Source organism: Faecalibacterium sp. Marseille-P9312 (assembly GCF_902497445.1).
GTDB classification, from domain to species: domain Bacteria; phylum Bacillota; class Clostridia; order Oscillospirales; family Ruminococcaceae; genus Faecalibacterium; species Faecalibacterium longum.
Genome location: NZ_CABVEW010000007.1, coordinates 68,722 through 86,510, shown reverse-complemented (window position 1 = coordinate 86,510; position 17,789 = coordinate 68,722). Strand labels below are relative to the sequence as shown.

16 protein-coding genes and 2 tRNA genes are annotated in these 17,789 nt (G+C 60.9%); 13 read left to right on the top strand and 5 right to left on the bottom strand.

Going from position 1 to position 17,789, the window contains the following annotated elements:
- The first annotated feature begins 210 nt into the window (after positions 1-210).
- From F3G95_RS07165 to F3G95_RS07155, 3 genes are read left to right on the top strand one after another with little or no spacing between them, the layout of a single operon-like run.
- On the top strand, positions 211-1,509 hold the full coding sequence (locus F3G95_RS07165; RefSeq protein WP_149794410.1) for an SPFH domain-containing protein: 1,299 nt from the start codon (positions 211-213) through the stop codon (positions 1,507-1,509).
- Between the two features lie 15 nt (positions 1,510-1,524).
- Positions 1,525-2,610: a hypothetical protein gene (locus F3G95_RS07160; RefSeq protein ID WP_243130310.1), complete on the top strand. Its 1,086-nt coding sequence runs from the start codon at positions 1,525-1,527 to the stop codon at positions 2,608-2,610.
- 17 nt (positions 2,611-2,627) lie between these two features.
- Positions 2,628-3,410 (top strand): TPM domain-containing protein, encoded by a 783-nt coding sequence (locus F3G95_RS07155; RefSeq protein ID WP_149794409.1) that lies wholly within the window; start codon positions 2,628-2,630, stop codon positions 3,408-3,410.
- Between the two features lie 60 nt (positions 3,411-3,470).
- Here F3G95_RS07155 and F3G95_RS07150 read toward each other — a convergent pair whose 3' ends face one another.
- A complete protein-coding gene (locus tag F3G95_RS07150; protein ID WP_015565557.1) occupies positions 3,471-4,550 on the bottom strand; it encodes an ATP-dependent 6-phosphofructokinase in 1,080 nt (359 codons plus the stop codon).
- A gap of 243 nt (positions 4,551-4,793) precedes the next feature.
- Between F3G95_RS07150 and F3G95_RS07145 the strand changes: the two genes are divergently transcribed.
- From F3G95_RS07145 to F3G95_RS07135, 3 genes are all read left to right on the top strand, one after another.
- Positions 4,794-4,867, top strand: a tRNA-Gln gene (locus tag F3G95_RS07145).
- Between the two features lie 29 nt (positions 4,868-4,896).
- Positions 4,897-4,969, top strand: a tRNA-Pro gene (locus F3G95_RS07140).
- Between the two features lie 261 nt (positions 4,970-5,230).
- On the top strand, positions 5,231-6,064 hold the full coding sequence (locus tag F3G95_RS07135) for a CPBP family intramembrane glutamic endopeptidase (protein ID WP_149794408.1): 834 nt from the start codon (positions 5,231-5,233) through the stop codon (positions 6,062-6,064).
- Between the two features lie 50 nt (positions 6,065-6,114).
- On the opposite strand, the gene tsaD is transcribed toward F3G95_RS07135, so the two are convergent.
- From tsaD to F3G95_RS07120, 3 genes are all read right to left on the bottom strand, one after another.
- Positions 6,115-7,122, bottom strand: coding sequence for a tRNA (adenosine(37)-N6)-threonylcarbamoyltransferase complex transferase subunit TsaD (gene tsaD / locus F3G95_RS07130; RefSeq protein WP_149794407.1), 1,008 nt, complete (start codon positions 7,120-7,122; stop codon positions 6,115-6,117).
- 4 nt (positions 7,123-7,126) lie between these two features.
- The gene (gene polA, locus F3G95_RS07125; protein ID WP_149794406.1) at positions 7,127-9,712 is read right to left on the bottom strand and encodes a DNA polymerase I; all 2,586 of its coding nucleotides are present in this window, start codon (positions 9,710-9,712) and stop codon (positions 7,127-7,129) included.
- Positions 9,713-10,328: 616 nt separating this feature from the next.
- A complete protein-coding gene (locus F3G95_RS07120; RefSeq protein ID WP_149794405.1) occupies positions 10,329-10,514 on the bottom strand; it encodes a ferredoxin in 186 nt (61 codons plus the stop codon).
- A gap of 132 nt (positions 10,515-10,646) precedes the next feature.
- Between F3G95_RS07120 and F3G95_RS07115 the strand changes: the two genes are divergently transcribed.
- Positions 10,647-10,988, top strand: a complete 342-nt coding sequence (locus tag F3G95_RS07115; protein WP_149794404.1) for an arsenate reductase family protein — start codon at positions 10,647-10,649, stop codon at positions 10,986-10,988.
- 269 nt (positions 10,989-11,257) lie between these two features.
- Complete coding sequence (locus F3G95_RS07110) at positions 11,258-12,175, top strand: Ice-structuring protein (protein WP_149794403.1); 918 nt, start codon at positions 11,258-11,260, stop codon at positions 12,173-12,175.
- Between the two features lie 61 nt (positions 12,176-12,236).
- Here the strand turns inward: F3G95_RS07110 and F3G95_RS07105 are convergent, their stop codons facing one another.
- The gene (locus F3G95_RS07105) at positions 12,237-13,235 is read right to left on the bottom strand and encodes a glycosyltransferase family 2 protein (protein ID WP_149794402.1); all 999 of its coding nucleotides are present in this window, start codon (positions 13,233-13,235) and stop codon (positions 12,237-12,239) included.
- Positions 13,236-13,383: 148 nt separating this feature from the next.
- On the opposite strand from F3G95_RS07105, the gene F3G95_RS07100 reads away from it, so the two are divergent.
- The 5 genes from F3G95_RS07100 to F3G95_RS07080 all read left to right on the top strand — a co-directional run bounded on the left by F3G95_RS07100 (position 13,384) and on the right by F3G95_RS07080 (position 17,789).
- Positions 13,384-13,764 (top strand): GntR family transcriptional regulator, encoded by a 381-nt coding sequence (locus tag F3G95_RS07100; protein ID WP_015565565.1) that lies wholly within the window; start codon positions 13,384-13,386, stop codon positions 13,762-13,764.
- Complete coding sequence (locus tag F3G95_RS07095) at positions 13,757-14,458, top strand: ABC transporter ATP-binding protein (RefSeq protein WP_149794401.1); 702 nt, start codon at positions 13,757-13,759, stop codon at positions 14,456-14,458. The genes F3G95_RS07100 and F3G95_RS07095 overlap by 8 nt, the downstream gene beginning before the upstream one ends.
- Positions 14,452-15,285 carry a hypothetical protein gene (locus F3G95_RS07090; RefSeq protein WP_149794400.1) on the top strand — a complete coding sequence of 278 codons (834 nt, stop codon included), beginning with the start codon at positions 14,452-14,454 and terminating at the stop codon, positions 15,283-15,285. The genes F3G95_RS07095 and F3G95_RS07090 overlap by 7 nt, the downstream gene beginning before the upstream one ends.
- Positions 15,286-15,737: 452 nt before the next feature.
- Positions 15,738-16,835, top strand: a complete 1,098-nt coding sequence (locus F3G95_RS07085) for an ABC transporter substrate-binding protein (RefSeq protein WP_149794399.1) — start codon at positions 15,738-15,740, stop codon at positions 16,833-16,835.
- Positions 16,836-16,856: 21 nt separating this feature from the next.
- A complete protein-coding gene (locus F3G95_RS07080; RefSeq protein ID WP_149794398.1) occupies positions 16,857-17,789 on the top strand; it encodes an ABC transporter permease in 933 nt (310 codons plus the stop codon).

Sequence of the window (17,789 nt, the reverse complement as noted above, 5' to 3'; positions counted from 1 at the left end):
AGAAACTGTCCGAAAACAATTTCTAAGGGTCGAAGTTCGAGAACTTCCTCTCAGCCTGCTTCTACAAGCTCCCCTGTATTTGTTTGTCGGGAGTATTCTACACCCATCGGGGATAAAATGCAAGGGTTTTCTTTTTTCGCGGCGCGTTTTGTGGTATACTGAAAAAAAGCCCGCATTTGCAAAAATGGGCAGATAAAGGAGATATGGCTTATGGGTCTTGTCAAAGCGGCATTGGGCGCAGCATCCGGCGTGATGGGCGACCAGTGGAAAGAATACTTTTACTGCAGTGCTCTCCCAGCGGAGGTGCTGGCTGTCAAGGGACAGAAGAAAGTCTCCGGGCGCTCTTCCAACCGCCGCGGCACCGAGAACATCATCACCGACGGCTCCATCGTGGCGGTGGCCGAGGGCCAGTGCGCCCTCATCGTGGAGCAGGGCAAGGTGGTGGACCTCTGCGCCGAGGCCGGCGAGTACACCTATAACACCGGCACCCAGCCCTCTCTGCTGAGCGAGGGTCTGGCCAAGAACATCGACGAGGTCTTTGCTGAGATCGGCAAGCGGTTCAGCTTCGGCGGTCAGGCTGCCACCGACCAGCGCATCTATTACATCAACACCAAGGAGCTGATGGGCAACAAGTACGGCACCCCCAGCCCCGTGCCGTTCCGCGTCGTGGACCAGCGTGCCGGCATTGACATCGACGTCAGCATCCGCTGCTTCGGCGAGTACAGCTACCGCATCGTCAACCCCATCCTGTTTTACACCAATGTCTGCGGAAATGTGGAAAACGAGTACACCCGTGACGCGCTGGAAGGCCAGATGCGCACCGAGATGATGACCGCATTGCAGCCCGCCTTTGCCCGCATCAGCGAGATGGGCATCCGCTACTCGGCTCTGCCCGGCCATACCACTGAGCTGGCCGAGGCCCTGAATCAGGAGCTGTCCGGCAAGTGGAGCAAGCTGCGCGGCATCGAGATCGTCTCCCTCGGCGTGTCCGGCGTCAAAGCCAGCGAAGAAGACGAGCAGATGATCAAGGAGCTGCAGCGCAGCGCCGCCTTTATGGACCCGACCCGCGCCGCCGCCCACATGGTGGGCGCACAGGCTTCGGCGATGCAGGCAGCGGCTTCCAATACCTCCGCCGGCCCGGCCATGGCCTTTATGGGCATGAATCAGGCCGCTGCTGCCGGCGGCATCAACGCCCAGGCCCTCTACCAGATGGGCGCACAGCAGCAGCCTGCCGCTGCTCCTGCCCCCGCAGCCGCCCCGGCGGCTGGCAGCTGGAGCTGCTCCTGCGGCCAGACCGGCAACACCGGCAAGTTCTGCACCGCCTGCGGCAAGCCCCGCCCCGAAGCAGGCTGGGTGTGCAGCTGCGGCGCACACAATACCGGCAAATTCTGCGCGGAATGCGGTAAGCCCCGCCCGGCGGCCAAGTGCCCGAACTGCGGCTGGACCCCTGCCGACCCGGCTAACCCGCCCAAGTTCTGCCCCGAATGCGGCAAGCCTTTCGGAGCCTGAAAGGGGAACTGAGATATGGCAGAAAACACCACGAATTACCAATGCCCGGCCTGTACCGGCCCACTGCGGTTCGACAGCGCCAGCGGAAAGCTCTGCTGTGATTACTGCGGCTCTACTTATGATGTAGCACAGGTCGAGGCTCTTTACGGCGAGAAGCAGGCTCAGGCCGATAAGGCCGCCGAAGCCGCCGAAAAGGCCGCTTCCAGCGGCCCTGTCTGGGGGGAGATGGAGACGGGAGATCTCAGCAGCCGCACCTGCACTTCCTGCGGTGCAGAGCTGGTCTGCGGCCCCGAAACAGCCGCCACCACCTGTCCCTACTGCGGCAACCCCACCGTGCTGGGCGGACAGCTTTCCGGCAAGCTCAAGCCGGAGTACATCATCCCCTTCCGGATGGACAAAAAGACCGCCATCGAGAACCTGAAAAAATATTATAAGGGCAAAGCCTTCCTCCCCAAAGCCTTCAAAGAGTCCAACCACATCGAGGAGATCCAGGGCGTGTATGTGCCGTTCTGGCTCTACGATGGCCGGATGGAGGCCCGGGGCGCTTACAAGGCCGAGATCAGCGAGAGCCACCGTGAGGGCGACTACATTGTCACCACCACCAGGCACTTCGATGTGGCCCGCGTGGGCGACGCCGACTTTGTCCGGGTGCCGGTGGACGGCTCCAGCAAGATGCCGGATGCCCATATGGATGCCATCGAGCCCTTCGACTACAGCGACCTCAAGCCCTTCTCCACGGCTTACCTGCCCGGCTTTCTGGCGGACCGGTACGACGAGGACGACAAGAAGTGTGCTGCCCGCGTCCTGAACCGGATGAAGAACAGCACCGCTGCGGCCCTCCACGATACGCTGGGCGGCTACACCGGCGTCCAGACCCTCTCGGAGCAGCTCGACCCGCGGACGCTGGAACCCCACTACGCCCTGCTGCCGGTCTGGATGCTCCACACCCGCTGGAAGGAGCAGGACTTCCTCTTTGCGATGAACGGCCAGACCGGCAAGCTCATCGGTGACCTGCCCGTGGATAAGGGCAGAGTAGCTGCATGGTTTGCCGGCATCAGCATCCCGCTGATGATACTGACGGCTCTCATCATGCTGCTGTGAGAGGGGGAGACGGGAATATGAAACATTGTAAAAAACTGTTTGCCCTTCTGGCTGCGGCCCTGCTCTGCATGGCCCTGACCCTGCCGGCCGGGGCAGCGGCCCCGCTGGTGCGGGATGAGTGCGGCGTCTTTGACGCCGACACGCTGGCCGACCTCGAGGAGCAGGCCGAAAGCGCCTCCGACGGCCACAACGTGGATGTCTACTTCCTCGTGGTGGACGACATCGGCGATGCCGACCAGCGCGACTACGCGAAAAATTATTACATCTCCAACGGCCTCGGCTACGGCGACGAACAGAGCGGCATCCTCTTCCTGCTGGCAGTCGGCTCCCGCAAGTATGTCACCATCACCTACGGCGAGGGCGTCACGGCTTTCACCGACTACCGCATCGAGCAGCAGGAGGACGAGATCGTCCCGGAGCTCTCCGATGAGGAATGGGCGGATGCCGCCTATACCTATATCGATATGTGCGACGATGCACTGGACTACTATGCCGACTATGGCGAGCCCATCGATGTGGATAACGACATCGGCCTGGAAGACCTGCTCATTGCCATGATCTTCCCTCTCGGCATTTCGGCGTTCATCTGCCTCATCCTCTACCACCAGATGAAGACGGCCCGGAAGAAGACGGAGGCCGATGAGTATATGCCCGGCTTCACCCTGCGGGTCAAGCGTGACCGCTACACCCACACCACCCGGGAGCGCACCTATGACCCGCCCCAGAAGGAGTCCAACTCCTCCGGCGGTTCGTCCGTCGATTCCGACGGCTTCGGAGGTTCGTCGGGCGGCTCGTTCTGAAGCATAAAAATAAAAACACCTCGCTGCATGACACAGCGAGGTGTTTTTATTTTCACAGTCTCAGCCGAGGCTCACGCCCATCCGGCGGGCGACGGTGAGCAGCTCACAGCCCTCGGGGATGTTGCGGGTCTTACCGGCGATGTCCTCGAGGCGGTTGGCGACGACGCGGTTGTTGACCATGGCGACGGTGACGCCGTAGCGCTCCACTTCCACCAGCTTGGCGGCGTAGCTGCCGAACTCGGTGGCCAGTACGCGGTCGTAAGCGCTGGGGCTGCCGCCGCGCTGCATGTGGCCCGGGATGCAGACGCGAGTCTCCATGCCGGTCTTTTTCTGGACGGCGGCGGCGATGCGGTTGGTGGCGGTGACGCCGTAACCGGCTTCGGCGCGCTTTGCCATCCACTCTTTCCGCTTCATCTTGGCCTCTTCGGTGTTGATGGCACCCTCGGCCACGGCGATGATGGAGAAATTGGAGCCTTTGCGGGCGCGGCGCTCCACAGCGGCGCAGACGCGGTCAATGTCGTAGGGCTGCTCGGGCAGCAGAATGATGTCAGCTCCGCCGGCGATGCCGGAGTAGAGGGTCAGCCAGCCGGCCTTGTTGCCCATGATCTCGATGCACATGACGCGGCTGTGGCTGCCGGCGGTGGTGTGGATGCGGTCGATGACCTCAGTGGCGATGTCCACCGCGGTGTGGAAACCGAAGGTGACGTCGGTGCCGTAGATGTCGTTGTCGATGGTCTTGGGCAGGCCGATGATGTTCAGACCCTCCTGGGAGAGGAGGTTGGCCGTCTTGTGGGTGCCGTTGCCGCCGAGGCAGAGCAGGCAGTCGAGCTTGGCGTCCTTGTAGGTCTTTTTCATGGCCGCGACCTTGTCGATCTTGTCCTCTTCCACCACGCGCATCAGCTTGAAGGGGGTGCGCTTGGTGCCGAGGATGGTGCCGCCCAGCGTCAGGATGCCGCGGAAATCGTCCTCGCACATCTCCTTGTATTCGCCGGTGATGAGGCCGTGGTAGCCATTCAGGATGCCCACGATCTCGACGTTCTCGCCGAACCGTGCATACAGGGCTTTGGCCACGCCGCGGATGGTGGCGTTCAGGCCGGGACAGTCGCCGCCGGAGGTCAGGATACCAACACGTTTTTTCATATCGAACAACCCTCGTTTCTTCCGTTCTCCCTCAGAAGGGGCAGGTGAATGATACTATAAGAGTATTCCCAAAGGGGGCGGGTGTCAAGAGCCGGAGACGAAAAAAGACGTGAAAACGCGGTGGTGGGAAAAACAGAAAAAACATGGACGGAAAAATCAAAAAAAGTGGTTGACAAATGGAGGCGGAGGCTGTATAATATTCCTCGTCAGCAGCGCTTCGGTGCTGAGGGCGAAACCGAATAGTGGGGATTTGCATAGTGGTAGTGCGGTAGACTCTGACTCTACTTGTGGGAGTTCGATTCTCTCATCCCCAACCAGACCGCAGCCCATTGGGTTGCGGTATTTTCGGGGCATAGCGCAGTTGGTAGCGCGCCTCGTTCGGGACGAGGAGGCCGTGGGTTCAAATCCCGCTGCTCCGACTGAAAAAGACCGGTACACATTCGTGTGCCGGTCTTTTTCTATCTCCTCAGCGGGATTTGAACAGCACGGCGGCACAAAGTGCCGCAAAGAAAGCCCCAGTGGGGCTTTCTTTAGTGCGCGGGTCCCAATCTTCAGGAATGTCAATAGTTGGTGACTGCCGTTTCGATTCGGGCGCGGGATTTGAACTATTCACACAAATCCCTATCTCTTTCTTCTGAAATATGCTAAAATAGTACCACTACGACACAGGAGGTCTTTCTATGCTCAAACGTCTGCGCAGCGCCCACCCGATGCTCTACTGCCTTGTGGCCGAGGTGCTGTTTCTGGGGATGCTGTTCGTGGCATCGCTGCTGTCGCTTCTGCTCATCTTGTTCGTCGTGCGGGACATTGATGCCGTCGATGATTATATGCTGACCTTCATGCAGGAGGCAGCAGGCGTGCTGGTGGCGTGGCTCTTTCTGGCGCGCACCGGGAAGAGCGGCCTGCTCCGCCGCCGGGGCAGCGGCTTTTTCAACGGTCTGCTGGTGGGCCTGTACCCCATCGCGCTCATCAGCTACAACGCCTACGATACTCTGCTGTTTGGCAGGCCGGAGGGCGATATGCTGCCCGCGTGGCATGTCGTGTGGTTCCTTATCGGCATGACCAGCGTCGGTGTGGCAGAAGAGTTTCTGTTTCGGGGTGTCATCGCCCAGACGCTTCTGGAGCATTTCGGCACCAGCCGGGCCGGCGTCTGGAAAGCCTGCCTGCTGTCGGGCCTCTACTTCGGTGCGGCCCACCTGACCAACCTCACCGGCAGTGCGCCGCTGGGCGTTCTGATGCAGTGCGTCTTTGCGGCCTCGCTGGGTACGCTGCTGGCGGCGGTCTATTTCCGCACCGGAAACATCTGGGTGACGGTGTTCATCCACGCCGCGATGGACATCACGTCCATGCTCATCGGCGGCCTGTACGGCACCGAGACGGTGGCCGACAGCATCAGCACCTATGACATCACCATGCTGACGTCTATCGCGGTCTACCTCATCCCGACGGCATTCCTGCTGCGGAAAAAGAAGCTCAGTGAAGTGGAGCTTTACTTCGGACGTGATATGAAATAAACGGAATGGCCGCGCACAGCTGTGCGCGGCCATTCCGTTTTCTATGTCCGTTATTCGTAATCAATGGGCAGAGTCGGCAGGCCGTTCAGTTCCAGCCCGGCGGTATGGCCCGCGATGTACTGATAGTAGCCCTGAGCCGCGATCATCGCGCCGTTGTCGCCGCAGAATTTCAGCTCTGGCAGGTAGACCTTGGCCCCCAGCTTCTGGGCACCGTCGTTGACCAGCTGGCGCAGACGGCCATTGGCCGCGACGCCGCCCGCCAGACAGACCTGCTTTGCGCCGGTGTCGGCGGCGGCGAGAAGGAGCTTTTCTGCGAGGATGCCCGCGATGCGCTCCTGAAAGCTGGCCGCGAGGTCGGGGACGTTGATGTCAGTACCCTTCATCTGGGCCTGATTCACCTCGTTCAGCACGGCGGTCTTGAGGCCGGAGAAGCTGACGTTGTACTTGCCCTCCACATGAGGCACCGGCAGGCGGTAGGCTTTCGGGTCGCCGGTCTTGGCGGCGTTGGCGACGCTGGGACCGCCGGGATAGGGCAGGCCCAGGGTCCGGGCCACCTTGTCGAAGGCCTCGCCGGCGGCGTCGTCCACCGTGTGGCCGAGGATGTGGTAATGGGTATAGTCCTGTACCTCCACGATGTGGCTGTGTCCGCCGGACGCCACAAGGCAGAGGAAGGGCGGCTTCAGCTCCGGGTGGGTCAGGTAGAGGGCCGCAATGTGGCCCCGCAGATGGTGGACCGGCACCAGCGGCTTGCCCGCCGAGTAGGCGAGGCCCTTGGCAAAGTTGACGCCCACCAGCACTGCGCCGATGAGGCCGGGCGCGAAGGTGACAGCCACGGCGTCCACGTCGTCGATGGTCTTGCCGGCGTCCAGCAGAGCCTTTTTGACGGTGGTGCTGATGAACTCGCAGTGGCGGCGGCTGGCGATCTCCGGCACGACGCCGCCGTAAAGTGCCTGCTCCTTGACACTGGTGGAGATGACGTTGCTCAGCAGGTGCCGGCCATCTTCCACCAGAGATGCGGCGGTCTCGTCGCAGGTAGATTCGATTCCTAAGATGATCATGGTTTTAGTGGGCCTCCAGCCAGTTTTTGCCCTGATGCACTTCGGTGCTCAGGGGGACAGCATAATTGACACAGCCTTCCATCTCTTCCTGCAGGATGGCGGCGGCTTTCGCGGCTTCTGCCTCCGGGGCCTCGACGATGAGTTCGTCGTGGACGGTCAAGATAAGGCGGCTCTCCATCTTCTCGTCCCGCAGACGCCGCCAGACCCGCACCATCGCCAGCTTGATGACGTCGGCGGCGGTGCCCTGGATCGGCGTGTTGCGGGCCATCCGCTCGCCGCTGGCCCGGATGTTGTGATTGTTGCTGGCCAGCTCCGGCAGGGAGCGGCGGCGCCCGAAGAGGGTGGACACATAGCCGCAGTTCCGGGCGTCGGAGATGGTCTTGTCCATGTAGCCGCTGACTTTCGGGAAGGTGGCCAGATAGTTTTTCAGGAAGGCGTCTGCTTCTTTGACGCTCACGCCGATGTCCTTCGAGAGGCTGTAAGCGCCCTTGCCGTACATGATGCCGAAGTTGATGGCTTTTGCCGAAGAGCGCAGGCGGGGCGTGACCTGCTCGAGGGGCAGACCGTAGATCTTGGCGGCAGTGCTGCGGTGGATGTCCTCGCCGGTGAGGAAGGCCTGCTGCATATGCTCGTCGCCGGTGACGTGGGCGAGGATGCGCAGTTCGATCTGGCTGTAGTCGGCGTCCACCAGCACGCAGCCGGGCCGCGCCACAAAGTAAGCGCGGAGCTGGCTGCCCAGCTCGGTGCGGATGGGGATGTTCTGCAGGTTGGGGTTGTCGGAGGAAAGCCGTCCGGTGCGGGCTTCGGTCTGGTTGAAGCGGGTATGGATGCGGCCATCCTCCGCGATGACCTTCAGCAGGCCCTCGACGTAGGTGGAGTTCAGCTTCTGGTAGGCGCGGTACTGCAGAATATCCTCTACCAGCGGGTAGTCCCGCAGGGCTTCCAGCGTCTCGGCGTCGGTAGACCAGCCGCGCTGGGTCTTTTTGCCGTGGGGCAGGCCCATGGTGTCGAAGAGCATCTCGCCCAGCTGTTTGGGGCTGTTGGGGTTGAAGCTGGCGCTGCCCGTCTCCATGTGGATGCGGGTGAGGACGTCTTCCAGCTCCGAGCGCATCTTCACGCCGAACTTCTCGATGCCCTCTCTGTCCACGAGGATGCCGATGCGGGTCATGTCGGCCAGCACCTGCGCCAGCGGGAACTCGATGTCGTTGTAGAGGGAGTCTTCCTCCAGCGCGGTGATCTCTGCCTTCATCTTGGCGAACAGGTCGGCCAGCGCACCGGCGTCCGGCCACTTCTCACAGGTGAAAGCGGCGTCGGCGCGGTAGCTGATGATGAGCTCCGAGAGGTTGTACTTGGAAGCCGAGGCGTCCAGCAGATAGGCCGCCAGCTTGCCGTCCCAGACGATGCTGCTGCCCCAGCCGCCCGCAGCCATGGCGCGGGCGTAGAGCGGCGCGCTGTCGAAGACGTCAAGGGTGACGTCTTTGTTGTCCAGCAGACGGAGCAGGTCTTCGGATTCCAGCGGAAAGACGGTCTTGTCCTGCACGGCATACCACGCGGCGGGCTGCAGCTCCACGATGCGGACGCCCTGCTTGCCCATGACAGCGGGCCGCGCGGCCACGAGGTAATGGCCCTTCGGCTCAGCGGGCAGAGCGGCAATTTCGGCTTCCGGCAGAGGCTCTGCCGGCGCTCTTTCCGGGTCGGCGGCGGGGGTGATGTCGCTCAGGCCGAAGCGGGCGATGAGGGAGTGGAGCTCCAGCTCCTGCATCAGCCGGACGGCTTCAGCCTTGTTGCCCTCGCCCACGACATAGGCGCCCTCGGCGGTGTCGATGGGGGCGTCGGTGCGGATGGTACCCAGCGTGTAGCTCAGCTCTGCCATGGCGCGGTCTTCGGCCAGATGCTCCCGCTGCTTGGGCTTGATGGTCTTGTCAGTGGTGTCGTCGAGGTGGGCGTAGACCCCCTCGAGACTGCCGTATTTCTGGATGAGGGTAAAGGCACTCTTCTCGCCGATGCCCTTCACGCCCGGGATGTTGTCGGAGGTGTCGCCCATCAGGCTCTTCACGTCGATGAGCTGGCGGGGCGTGACGCCGTATTTCTCCTTCACGGCGTCCACATCCATGGTGACGGTCTTGCTGCGGCCCAACGCCGTGGTAGCCAGAAGAACGGTGGTGGTGTCGCTGACCAGCTGTAAGCTGTCCCGGTCTCCGGTGGCAAGGAAGCAGTCGTCGCTGCGGGCGGCGCAGGCGGCGGCCAGCGTGCCGAGGATGTCGTCGGCTTCCCAGCCCTCGGCGGTCACTTCACGATAGCCCAGCAGGGCCAGAAGCTGCCGGATGACGGGCATCTGGGCAGCCAGTTCGTCGGGCATCTTATGGCGGGGGGCCTTGTAGCCGTCGTACATCTTGTGGCGGAAGGTGGGGGCTTTGAGGTCGAAAGCCACAGCCACCTCGTCGGGCTCAGATTCTTTGAGCAGGGAGAGCAGGATATTCAGAAAGCCGAAAATGGCGTTGGTATAGCGGCCGTCTTTGGTGGTCAGCAGCTTGATGCCGTAAAAGGCACGGTTGGCGATGCTGTTGCCGTCAATGACCAGTAAACGCATAGCTTGTGGTCCTCCATTCCATAATTTCACATTCTATAGTATACCACAAAATAGAGCGGATGGGGGAGGGTTTGCACAAAAAAAGCCTCTCCCTTTGGGAGAGGTGTCACCGAAGGTGACGGAGAGGGCAAGCCCGTTGCCAAACAGCTACTGCACAGCGATGAGCAGGGCCTTTGACAGAGCGGTATTATCGCTGTGTTTGGGTGTCTCCGTCAGCAGCCTTGCCCTCTCAGGCGCTTGCGCGCCAAGGCCGGGTTGCGGCACCCAGCGTCTGCTTCGCTGCCGCTTGCATCCTGCTGGCCGCTGTCCCAACAGCTCCTCCCTGTTTCCGCCGCTGGCGGCGGTCGTCGCTGTTGCTCCCAAAGGGAGAGCCACTGGCGTGTCGGTCAGGCTTTGTCTGGACGAGCAAAGTCTGTATGTTCCTAAAACAGGAGTGCCCTGCTACCAAGGTCAACAGCTGCTTGACAATGAATGTCTGTTCTGAAGCAGCTGTCCTCTATAGCAGGGCACTATCTTTTGCGGAATATGATACTTCAGCAGTCAGGCGAAAGTGGCCCGGCCTGCCAAGGGCTCCCCCTCTGGGGGAGCTGTCACGCCGCAGGCGTGACTGAGAGGGTTACTCCACCCTTATCGCGCTCACCGGGCAGGCATTGGCGGCGTCCACGGCCAGCGGCACCTGGTCGGGCGGAATGTCGCCGGGGATGGCGACGGCCAGAGTCCCCTCCATCTGGTATACCTCGGGGCAGAGCCCGGCACACTGGGTGCAGCCGATGCAGAGTTCAGGGTCTACGAATGCTTTCATGTTGGTACTACCTCCATTCAAAATGAGAAAAAGGCGCTGAGAGCAGTGTGGCCCGGCGGAGCAGAAAATATGCTATAGGCTTTCGGGCGCAGATATGTTACAATAGAGCAGAATGAACAGGAGGGCAAGACCATGAACATCCAGATATTCGGCACCACCAAGTGCTTCGATACCAAAAAGGCTCAGCGCTATTTCAAGGAGCGCGGCATCAAGTTCCAGATGATCGATTTGAAAGAAAAAGAGATGAGCCGGGGCGAATTCGAGAACGTGTCCCGCGCTCTGGGCGGCTGGCAGGCGCTGGTAAATCCCAACGCCAAGGACAAGCAGACCCTCGCTCTGCTGGACGCGCTGGTGGACTGGCAGAAGGAAGACAAGCTCTTCGAGAACCAGCAGCTGTTCCGCACCCCCATCGTCCGCAATGGCCGTCAGGCCACCGTCGGCTACCAGCCCGACATCTGGAAGAACTGGGAATAAGAAGCTGTTTTCATAACCATTGCACACCGTCTAGGCGGTCTTTTCGCTGGCATACTGCGTTGCTTTCCCTTGCAATCCGCCCAGGATTGCTGCGGAAAATCGCCTTGTCTGCCGGCGAAAAGCCTCACCCACCCGGCATACTCTGGCTATGAAAACAGCTTTTGGGCCAGTTTCACCAAAATAACACGGGCAGGGTTTTGCACCCTGCCCATGATTGTGGTATACTGTTTTTATCTGAAAAGTGAAACAACGCAGGAGACGATAACGATATGAAGATAGAAATGACCCCGGAAGAACACGCCCGGCTCCACCGCCGCCGCGGTCGGCAGGCCCTCGGGCTGGTCATCGCGGTGCTGGTGCTCATCGGCGTGCTGACCGTGCTGCACGCAGGCGTGGACGCCGTGGCAAAGCTGTTTGACGATACGGCCCAGAAGCAGGAATACGAGGACAAGCTGGAAGGTCTGGTGCTGTTCGACCCCGTGCCGTTTGAGGGCATCGAGAACATCGACGACCTGACCCTCCGCGAGGCCGCTGTCTGGGGCTGTGTGTACAGCATCCAGGAGACCCAGGGCGGCTTCGACGGCTACAACACCGACCCCGATACCGAGCAGCTGCTCATCCCCTCGGTGGACGTGGACGCCTACCTCGCAAAGCTTGTCGGCCCCAGCTTCCGCATGACCCACAAGACCTTCGAGATGGAGGATATGACCATCGAGTTCGACGACACCACCCAGTGCTATAAGATCCCCGTCACCGGCAGCGTGGGCAGTTACCGCGCCACCGTCACCAAGCTGTTTAAGAAGGACGGCCTCCTCCACGTCACCGTGGGCTACATCCCCAACCAGAACGCAACGGACAGCATCCTCACCACCACCTCGGATACGCCGGTCAAGTACATGGACTATCTGTTCAGCCGCCAGAGCGGCAGCTGGTATCTCACCGGCCTGACCGAGAGCGAGACGAAGCCCGAGTCAACGGCGGCGTCCACTGCCTCCGAGCCTGCCATGATGGCAGACAGCGAGGTGCAGGACGCCATCCTCGCCACCGGCGGCGAAACGCCCGCTGGCTCCGACGCCGCGTCCTCGGAGGCCGCAGCCGCCAGCGGGGAAGCTGACAGCACCGCCGAAAGCGAAGCCGCCTCGGACGCAGAGCCGCAGGCCGAAAGTGCGGCCAGCGCGGCGGCGTAAAACGAATCACAAACAAAAACCGGGAAGCTCCCAGAGCTTCCCGGTTTTTGCATATCCAGAATTACTTCAAATCAAACCGCACGACCACCAGCCGATACCAGAGATACGGCACCATGTTCCATATCATCCACAATTCCATCAGAACATAATTCGGCAAATCACGGAGACGGAAGGAGCGCTTGCCCAGCTGGCCGTTCTTGAGCAGGGCGAAGGCTTCGTGCATTCCCTTGTCCCACGCCTCGCCGAAGCCCTGCTTGTGGAACTTGTAGCACTTGAGCAGATAGCCCAGCGCCAGCGGAAGGATGTTGAGGATGAGCATCAGCAGAGGCTCGTTCTTGAGGGGGAGAAGGATGCTGTTGCGGCCGCTCTGCTGGCTCTTGAAGGCGTTGTACCGCACCGCGCCGGTGCTGGCGCCGCAGATGTGGTAGCACTTTGCCGTGGGGCAGAGGACGTTTTTGTAGCCCGCGTTGTTGGCGCGCCAGCTGAGGTCTACGTCCTCGAAGTAGGCAAAAAAGTTTTCATCGAAGACGCCGATCTCGTCGAGGATGCTTTTGCGGTAGAGGGCCGCGCCGCCGCAGGCCGAGAAGATGCGCTTCTGTTTGGTGTAGCGGCTGGCCCGGCGGCCGTCGCCGGTCTTGCAGGCAAAGCCCATCCATGTGACGTAATCGCCGGCGTCGTCGGCAAGCTCCCGGTCGAAGTGGCGGATCATAAGGCTCTGGACGGCAAAAATTTTCTCGTCGCTCTCGGCCACGCGGATGAGCTCGGCCAGCCACTGGGGCTCTGCAAAGGCGTCGTTGTTGAACAGCACCACGAACTCGCTTTTCGCCCGGGCGATGCCCTGATTGACGGCGTGGGAAAAGCCGGTGTTGGAGCCGTTCTCGATGAGCTGGAAGTTCGGGCGGCTGCAATAGCTGCGGGCCTGCTCAAGGCTCTCGTCGGTGGAGCCGTTATCCACCACGATAAGCTCGAAGTCCTGCTCCGTCTGGGCGTAGACCGATTCGATGGAGTCCTTGAGCCAGCCTTTGCCGTTGATGTTGGGGATGATGATGGTCGCTTTCATAGATTCTGTGCTCCTGCGCATTTTCTTCTAGCATACAAAAGACAGTATAGCATATTTTGAAGAAATTGAAAATTCCCTCTTGACAAAAAAGATGATTTGAGTATTATTGTATTAGGCACTTAGTACAGCGACACAAGGAGATGAGACGATGGGCGAACGATTCGATATGAGCCGCCCCATCTACGCACAGATCGTGGAACGGCTCAAGGCAAAAATCTTGGCGGGCGTCTACCCGCCCGGCGGACATCTGGACTCGGTGCGCGACATGGCCGCAGCGGCAGGCGTCAATCCCAACACCATGCAGCGGGCGCTGGCCCAGCTGGAAGCGGAAGGGCTCGTCTACACCGAGCGAACCACGGGCCGCTTCGTCACCGAAGATACAGCCCTTTTGGAACAGCTGCGGGACGAGACAGCCCGCGCCATGACCGCCGAATATCTCGAAAAAATGCGCGGCATCGGCTACGGCCCGGCAGAGGCCGCAAAGCTTATGACGGGCTGGGAAACAAAGGAGAGTGATTCAAATGAATGAGCTTTTAACTTGTGAGGGCCTGACGAAATCCTACCAGAAGGGGACAAACGCCCTCGATGACATCGAGCTGCACATCGGCTTTGGCCGCATCGTGGGCCTGCTTGGCCCCAACGGCAGCGGCAAGACCACCCTCATCAAACTGGCGAACGGCCTCTTGCAGCCCACGGCGGGCAGCATCCGAATCGCGGGCATGGACCCCGGCCCGGACACGAAGGCCATCGTCTCCTACCTGCCGGACGCCGCATGGCTGCCCGACTGGATGCGGGTGGAGCAGCTGGTGGAGATGTTCCGGGATTTCTACGCCGACTTCGACCCCGCCAAGGCGAATGAGATGCTGGAAAAGCTGGAGCTTTCGCCCAAAGCACCCCTCAAGAGCCTTTCCAAGGGCAACAAGGAGAAAGTCCAGCTCATCCTTGCCATGAGCCGGAACGCCCGGCTCTACCTGCTGGATGAACCCATCGGCGGCGTGGACCCGGCGGCGCGGGACTACATCCTGAACACCATCCTCACCAACTACAGCCGGGACGCCTCGGTCATCATCTCCACCCACCTCATCGAGGACGTGGAGCCGGTGCTGGATGAGGCTGTGTTCCTGAAGAACGGCAGGATTTTCGCCCACCGCTCGGTGGATGAGCTCCGCGAGACCGAGGGCATGAGTGTGGATGCATATTTCCGGGAGGTATTCAAATGCTGAAAAAGTTACTGAAATATGAGTTCAAGGCCACCGCCCGCACCTACGGCGGAATGTATCTGGCCCTGCTGGCGGCGTCGGTGCTCTTTGGCGGGTCCGTCTGGAGATGGAACAGCACCAATAGTGAAGCCTATTCGACTCTCGTGGGCCTGCTGAGCCTTGTCTACACCGGCGTCATCATCGGCACCGTGGTCGTCACCATCATGACCATCGTGCAGCGGTTCTACCGCAACCTGCTGGGCCGGGAGGGCTATCTGATGCACACCCTGCCGGTGACGGAAACACAGCTTGTGACCTCGAAGCTCATCTCCAGCACCGTGTGGAGCCTGTGCAGCATCCTCGCAGCCTGCCTTTCCTTCGGCATTCTGGCTGTCCTGATGATGGCGGATATGGACCTGCTTGAGCAGCTGCCGCTGATGTGGTCGGGCATCCGGGAGGCATTTGCCCGCTATAACATGGAGTTCTGGGGAGCGCTGGCTTTCAGCGGCGTCGTCGGCTTCGTGCGGATGGTCAGCGTCATCGCCTGCATCTATGCTGCCTGCATGGTGGGACATCAGTTCAAGAACCACCCCGCGCTGGCGGGCATCCTGAGCTTCTTTGTCATGCAGTATGTGCAGGGCTGGCTCGAAAAGCTGCTCCAGATCGGCACCGGCGTCTACGAGACGATCATCTATAGCGCCGTAGGCGATGTGGGCAGCATCGAGACTGCTGTCTCGGCTCTTGGCTACATGGGGAGCGCGATGGTCACGCTGGGCATCGCGGCGGCATTCGGCGTCTTCTGGTTCGGACTGACGGTCTGGCTGATGCGAAACAAACTCAACCTCGAGTGATGAAACGTGAAAAAATCTGACGGAAAATTTTGAAATTCCCTCTTGACTTTACACAGATAAAGTGTATAATGCAATCAAACCGATGAGGCGGAAGAGAACCTGCAAAGCGCATCTTCAGTGAGCCCGGACAGTGAAAACGGGCGAGAGCGGGGCAGAGATTCGTGGGCCGCCGAGGGCCGGGCAAACGAGGCAGAGCCTCCAGTAGCTTGGGACGGAAGCCTCCGTTACAGGGCAGGGGAGTGTTGGCTCTCCGTGAGGGGCTTTGCGGCTTTCGAGAGGAAAGCGGGCAAGGCAAGCAAGGTGGCACCGCAGATTCGAATTTTTCGACTCTGTCCTTGTGGATGAACACACAGGGACAGGGTCGTTTTGTTATATGAGAACAAAAGCCCGTCCCGCAAGTGGAGCGGGTTTTTATTTTACATGCCGCCCGCTCCAGGGAAGGAGCAACCGCTATGAAAACCATGAAGATGATCTCCCGCCGCAGCTTTCTGAAAGCCGCTATGGCCGCCGCCACTGTTTCCGCGCTGGGTCTGACCGGCTGCGGTTCGTCCGCTTCGAGCACTGCATCCAGCACCGCTTCCAGTGCAGCCGCATCTTCTGCCGCCGCCAGCGAGGCAGGCCAGACCTTCAAGGTGGGCATTGTCAACTACGTTGACCACGCTTCTCTGAACCAGATCGTTGCGTCGGTGGAAGAGCGTCTGGACGAGGTGGGCAAGGAGAAGGGCGTCACCTTCGACTATGCCGACTACTACGCCAATGCGCAGGCCGACCAGACCAACCTGAACCAGATCGGCGCCGACCTCGTGGCCGACGGCGTAGACGTCATCGTGGCTGTGGCTACCCCCACCGCCGCTACCATGCTGGCCGCTGTGGAGGACACCGACATCCCCGTCGTCTACTCCGCCGTCACCGACCCCGCTGCCGCAGGCTTTGACACCGAGCCGAACATCACCGGCACTTCCGACGCCCTGAACACCGACGCCATCATGAACCTCATCCTGGCCGTCAACCCTGACATCGACACCATCGGCCTGCTGTATGATCTGAGCCAGGATGCTTCTACACAGGCCATTGCAGACGCCAAGGCTTTCTGCGACAGCAAGGGCATCAAGTACATCGAGAAGAACGGCACCACCACCGCCGAAGTTCAGATGGCCGCTGAGGCCCTTATCGCCGCCGGTGTCAAGGCTGTCTTCACCCCCACTGACAACACCATCATGACCGCCGAGCTTTCCATCTACGAGACCTTCACCGAGGCAGGCGTCCAGCACTACACCGGCGCTGACAGCTTCGCCCTGAACGGTGCCTTCGTGGGCTACGGCGTCGATTACGTCCAGCTGGGCGAGGCTACCGCCGATATGGTGGTGGAACTGCTCTGCGACGGTAAGACCCCTGCAGACCTGCCTTTCCAGACCTTCGACAACGGCATTGCCACCATCAACACCGAGACCTGCGAGGCTCTGGGCCTCGACCTTGACGCCGTGAAGAAGGCCTTTGCACCCTACTGCACCGAGGTCGTGGAAGTGGCCACGGCGGAAAACTTCAACTAATATTTATTTAAGGAGCACACCATGCTGGCGAGTATCTTTTCGCTCAACGTCATCCAGACCGCGCTCGAGCTGGGCTGCATCTACGCCCTCGTTGCGCTGGCTCTGTTTCTGAGCTATTCCATCCTGAATATCGCGGACCTGTCCACCGACGGCTGCTTCACCCTTGGCTGCGCTGTCGCCTGTCAGGTGGCGCTGACCGGCCACCCCTTCCTCGCCCTGCTGGCGGCGATGGCGGCCGGTGTGTGCTCCGGTTTTGTAACAGCCTTTTTGCAGACCAGCCTCGGCGTCGAGAGCATCATGGCCGGCATCATCGTCAACACCGGCCTCTACACCATCAACCTGGCCGTGATGGGCTTCTCGTCCACCATGTCGCTGGTCAAGACCGATACCGTCTTCTCCATCGCCAAGAGCGCCCTGAGCTTCACGGGCGGCGGGTATAAGCTGGTGCTGGCGGCGGGAGTCATCGCGCTGGCCGGTGCCGCCATGGTGGGCTTCCTCGGAACCCGCCTCGGCCTCTCGATTCGTGCCACCGGCGATAACGCTGCCATGGTGCGTGCTTCCAGCATCAACCCCGCCTTCACCATCACGGTGGGCCTCTGCATCTCGGGCGCGTTGACCGCCCTTTCCGGCGGCCTGCTGGCTCAGTACCAGAAGAGCTGCGACATCAACGTAGGCACCGGCATGGTGACCATCGCGCTGGCTTCCCTCATCATCGGCGAAACGCTGGTGGGCAAGCGGACGATGGTGCGCCGTGTGCTGGGCGTCGTGTTCGGCAGCTGCCTTTACCGTTTTATCGTGGCGGTGGCCCTCCGCTTCAACGTCCCGGCTGCTGCCATGAAGCTGGTCAGCGCCATCATCGTGGCGGTGGCCATCTCGATGCCCGCCATCCGGGAGAAGATCGCCTTTGAGAAGCGCCGCAGTGCGGCCCGTCAGGCACGGAAGGAGCGTGTGTAA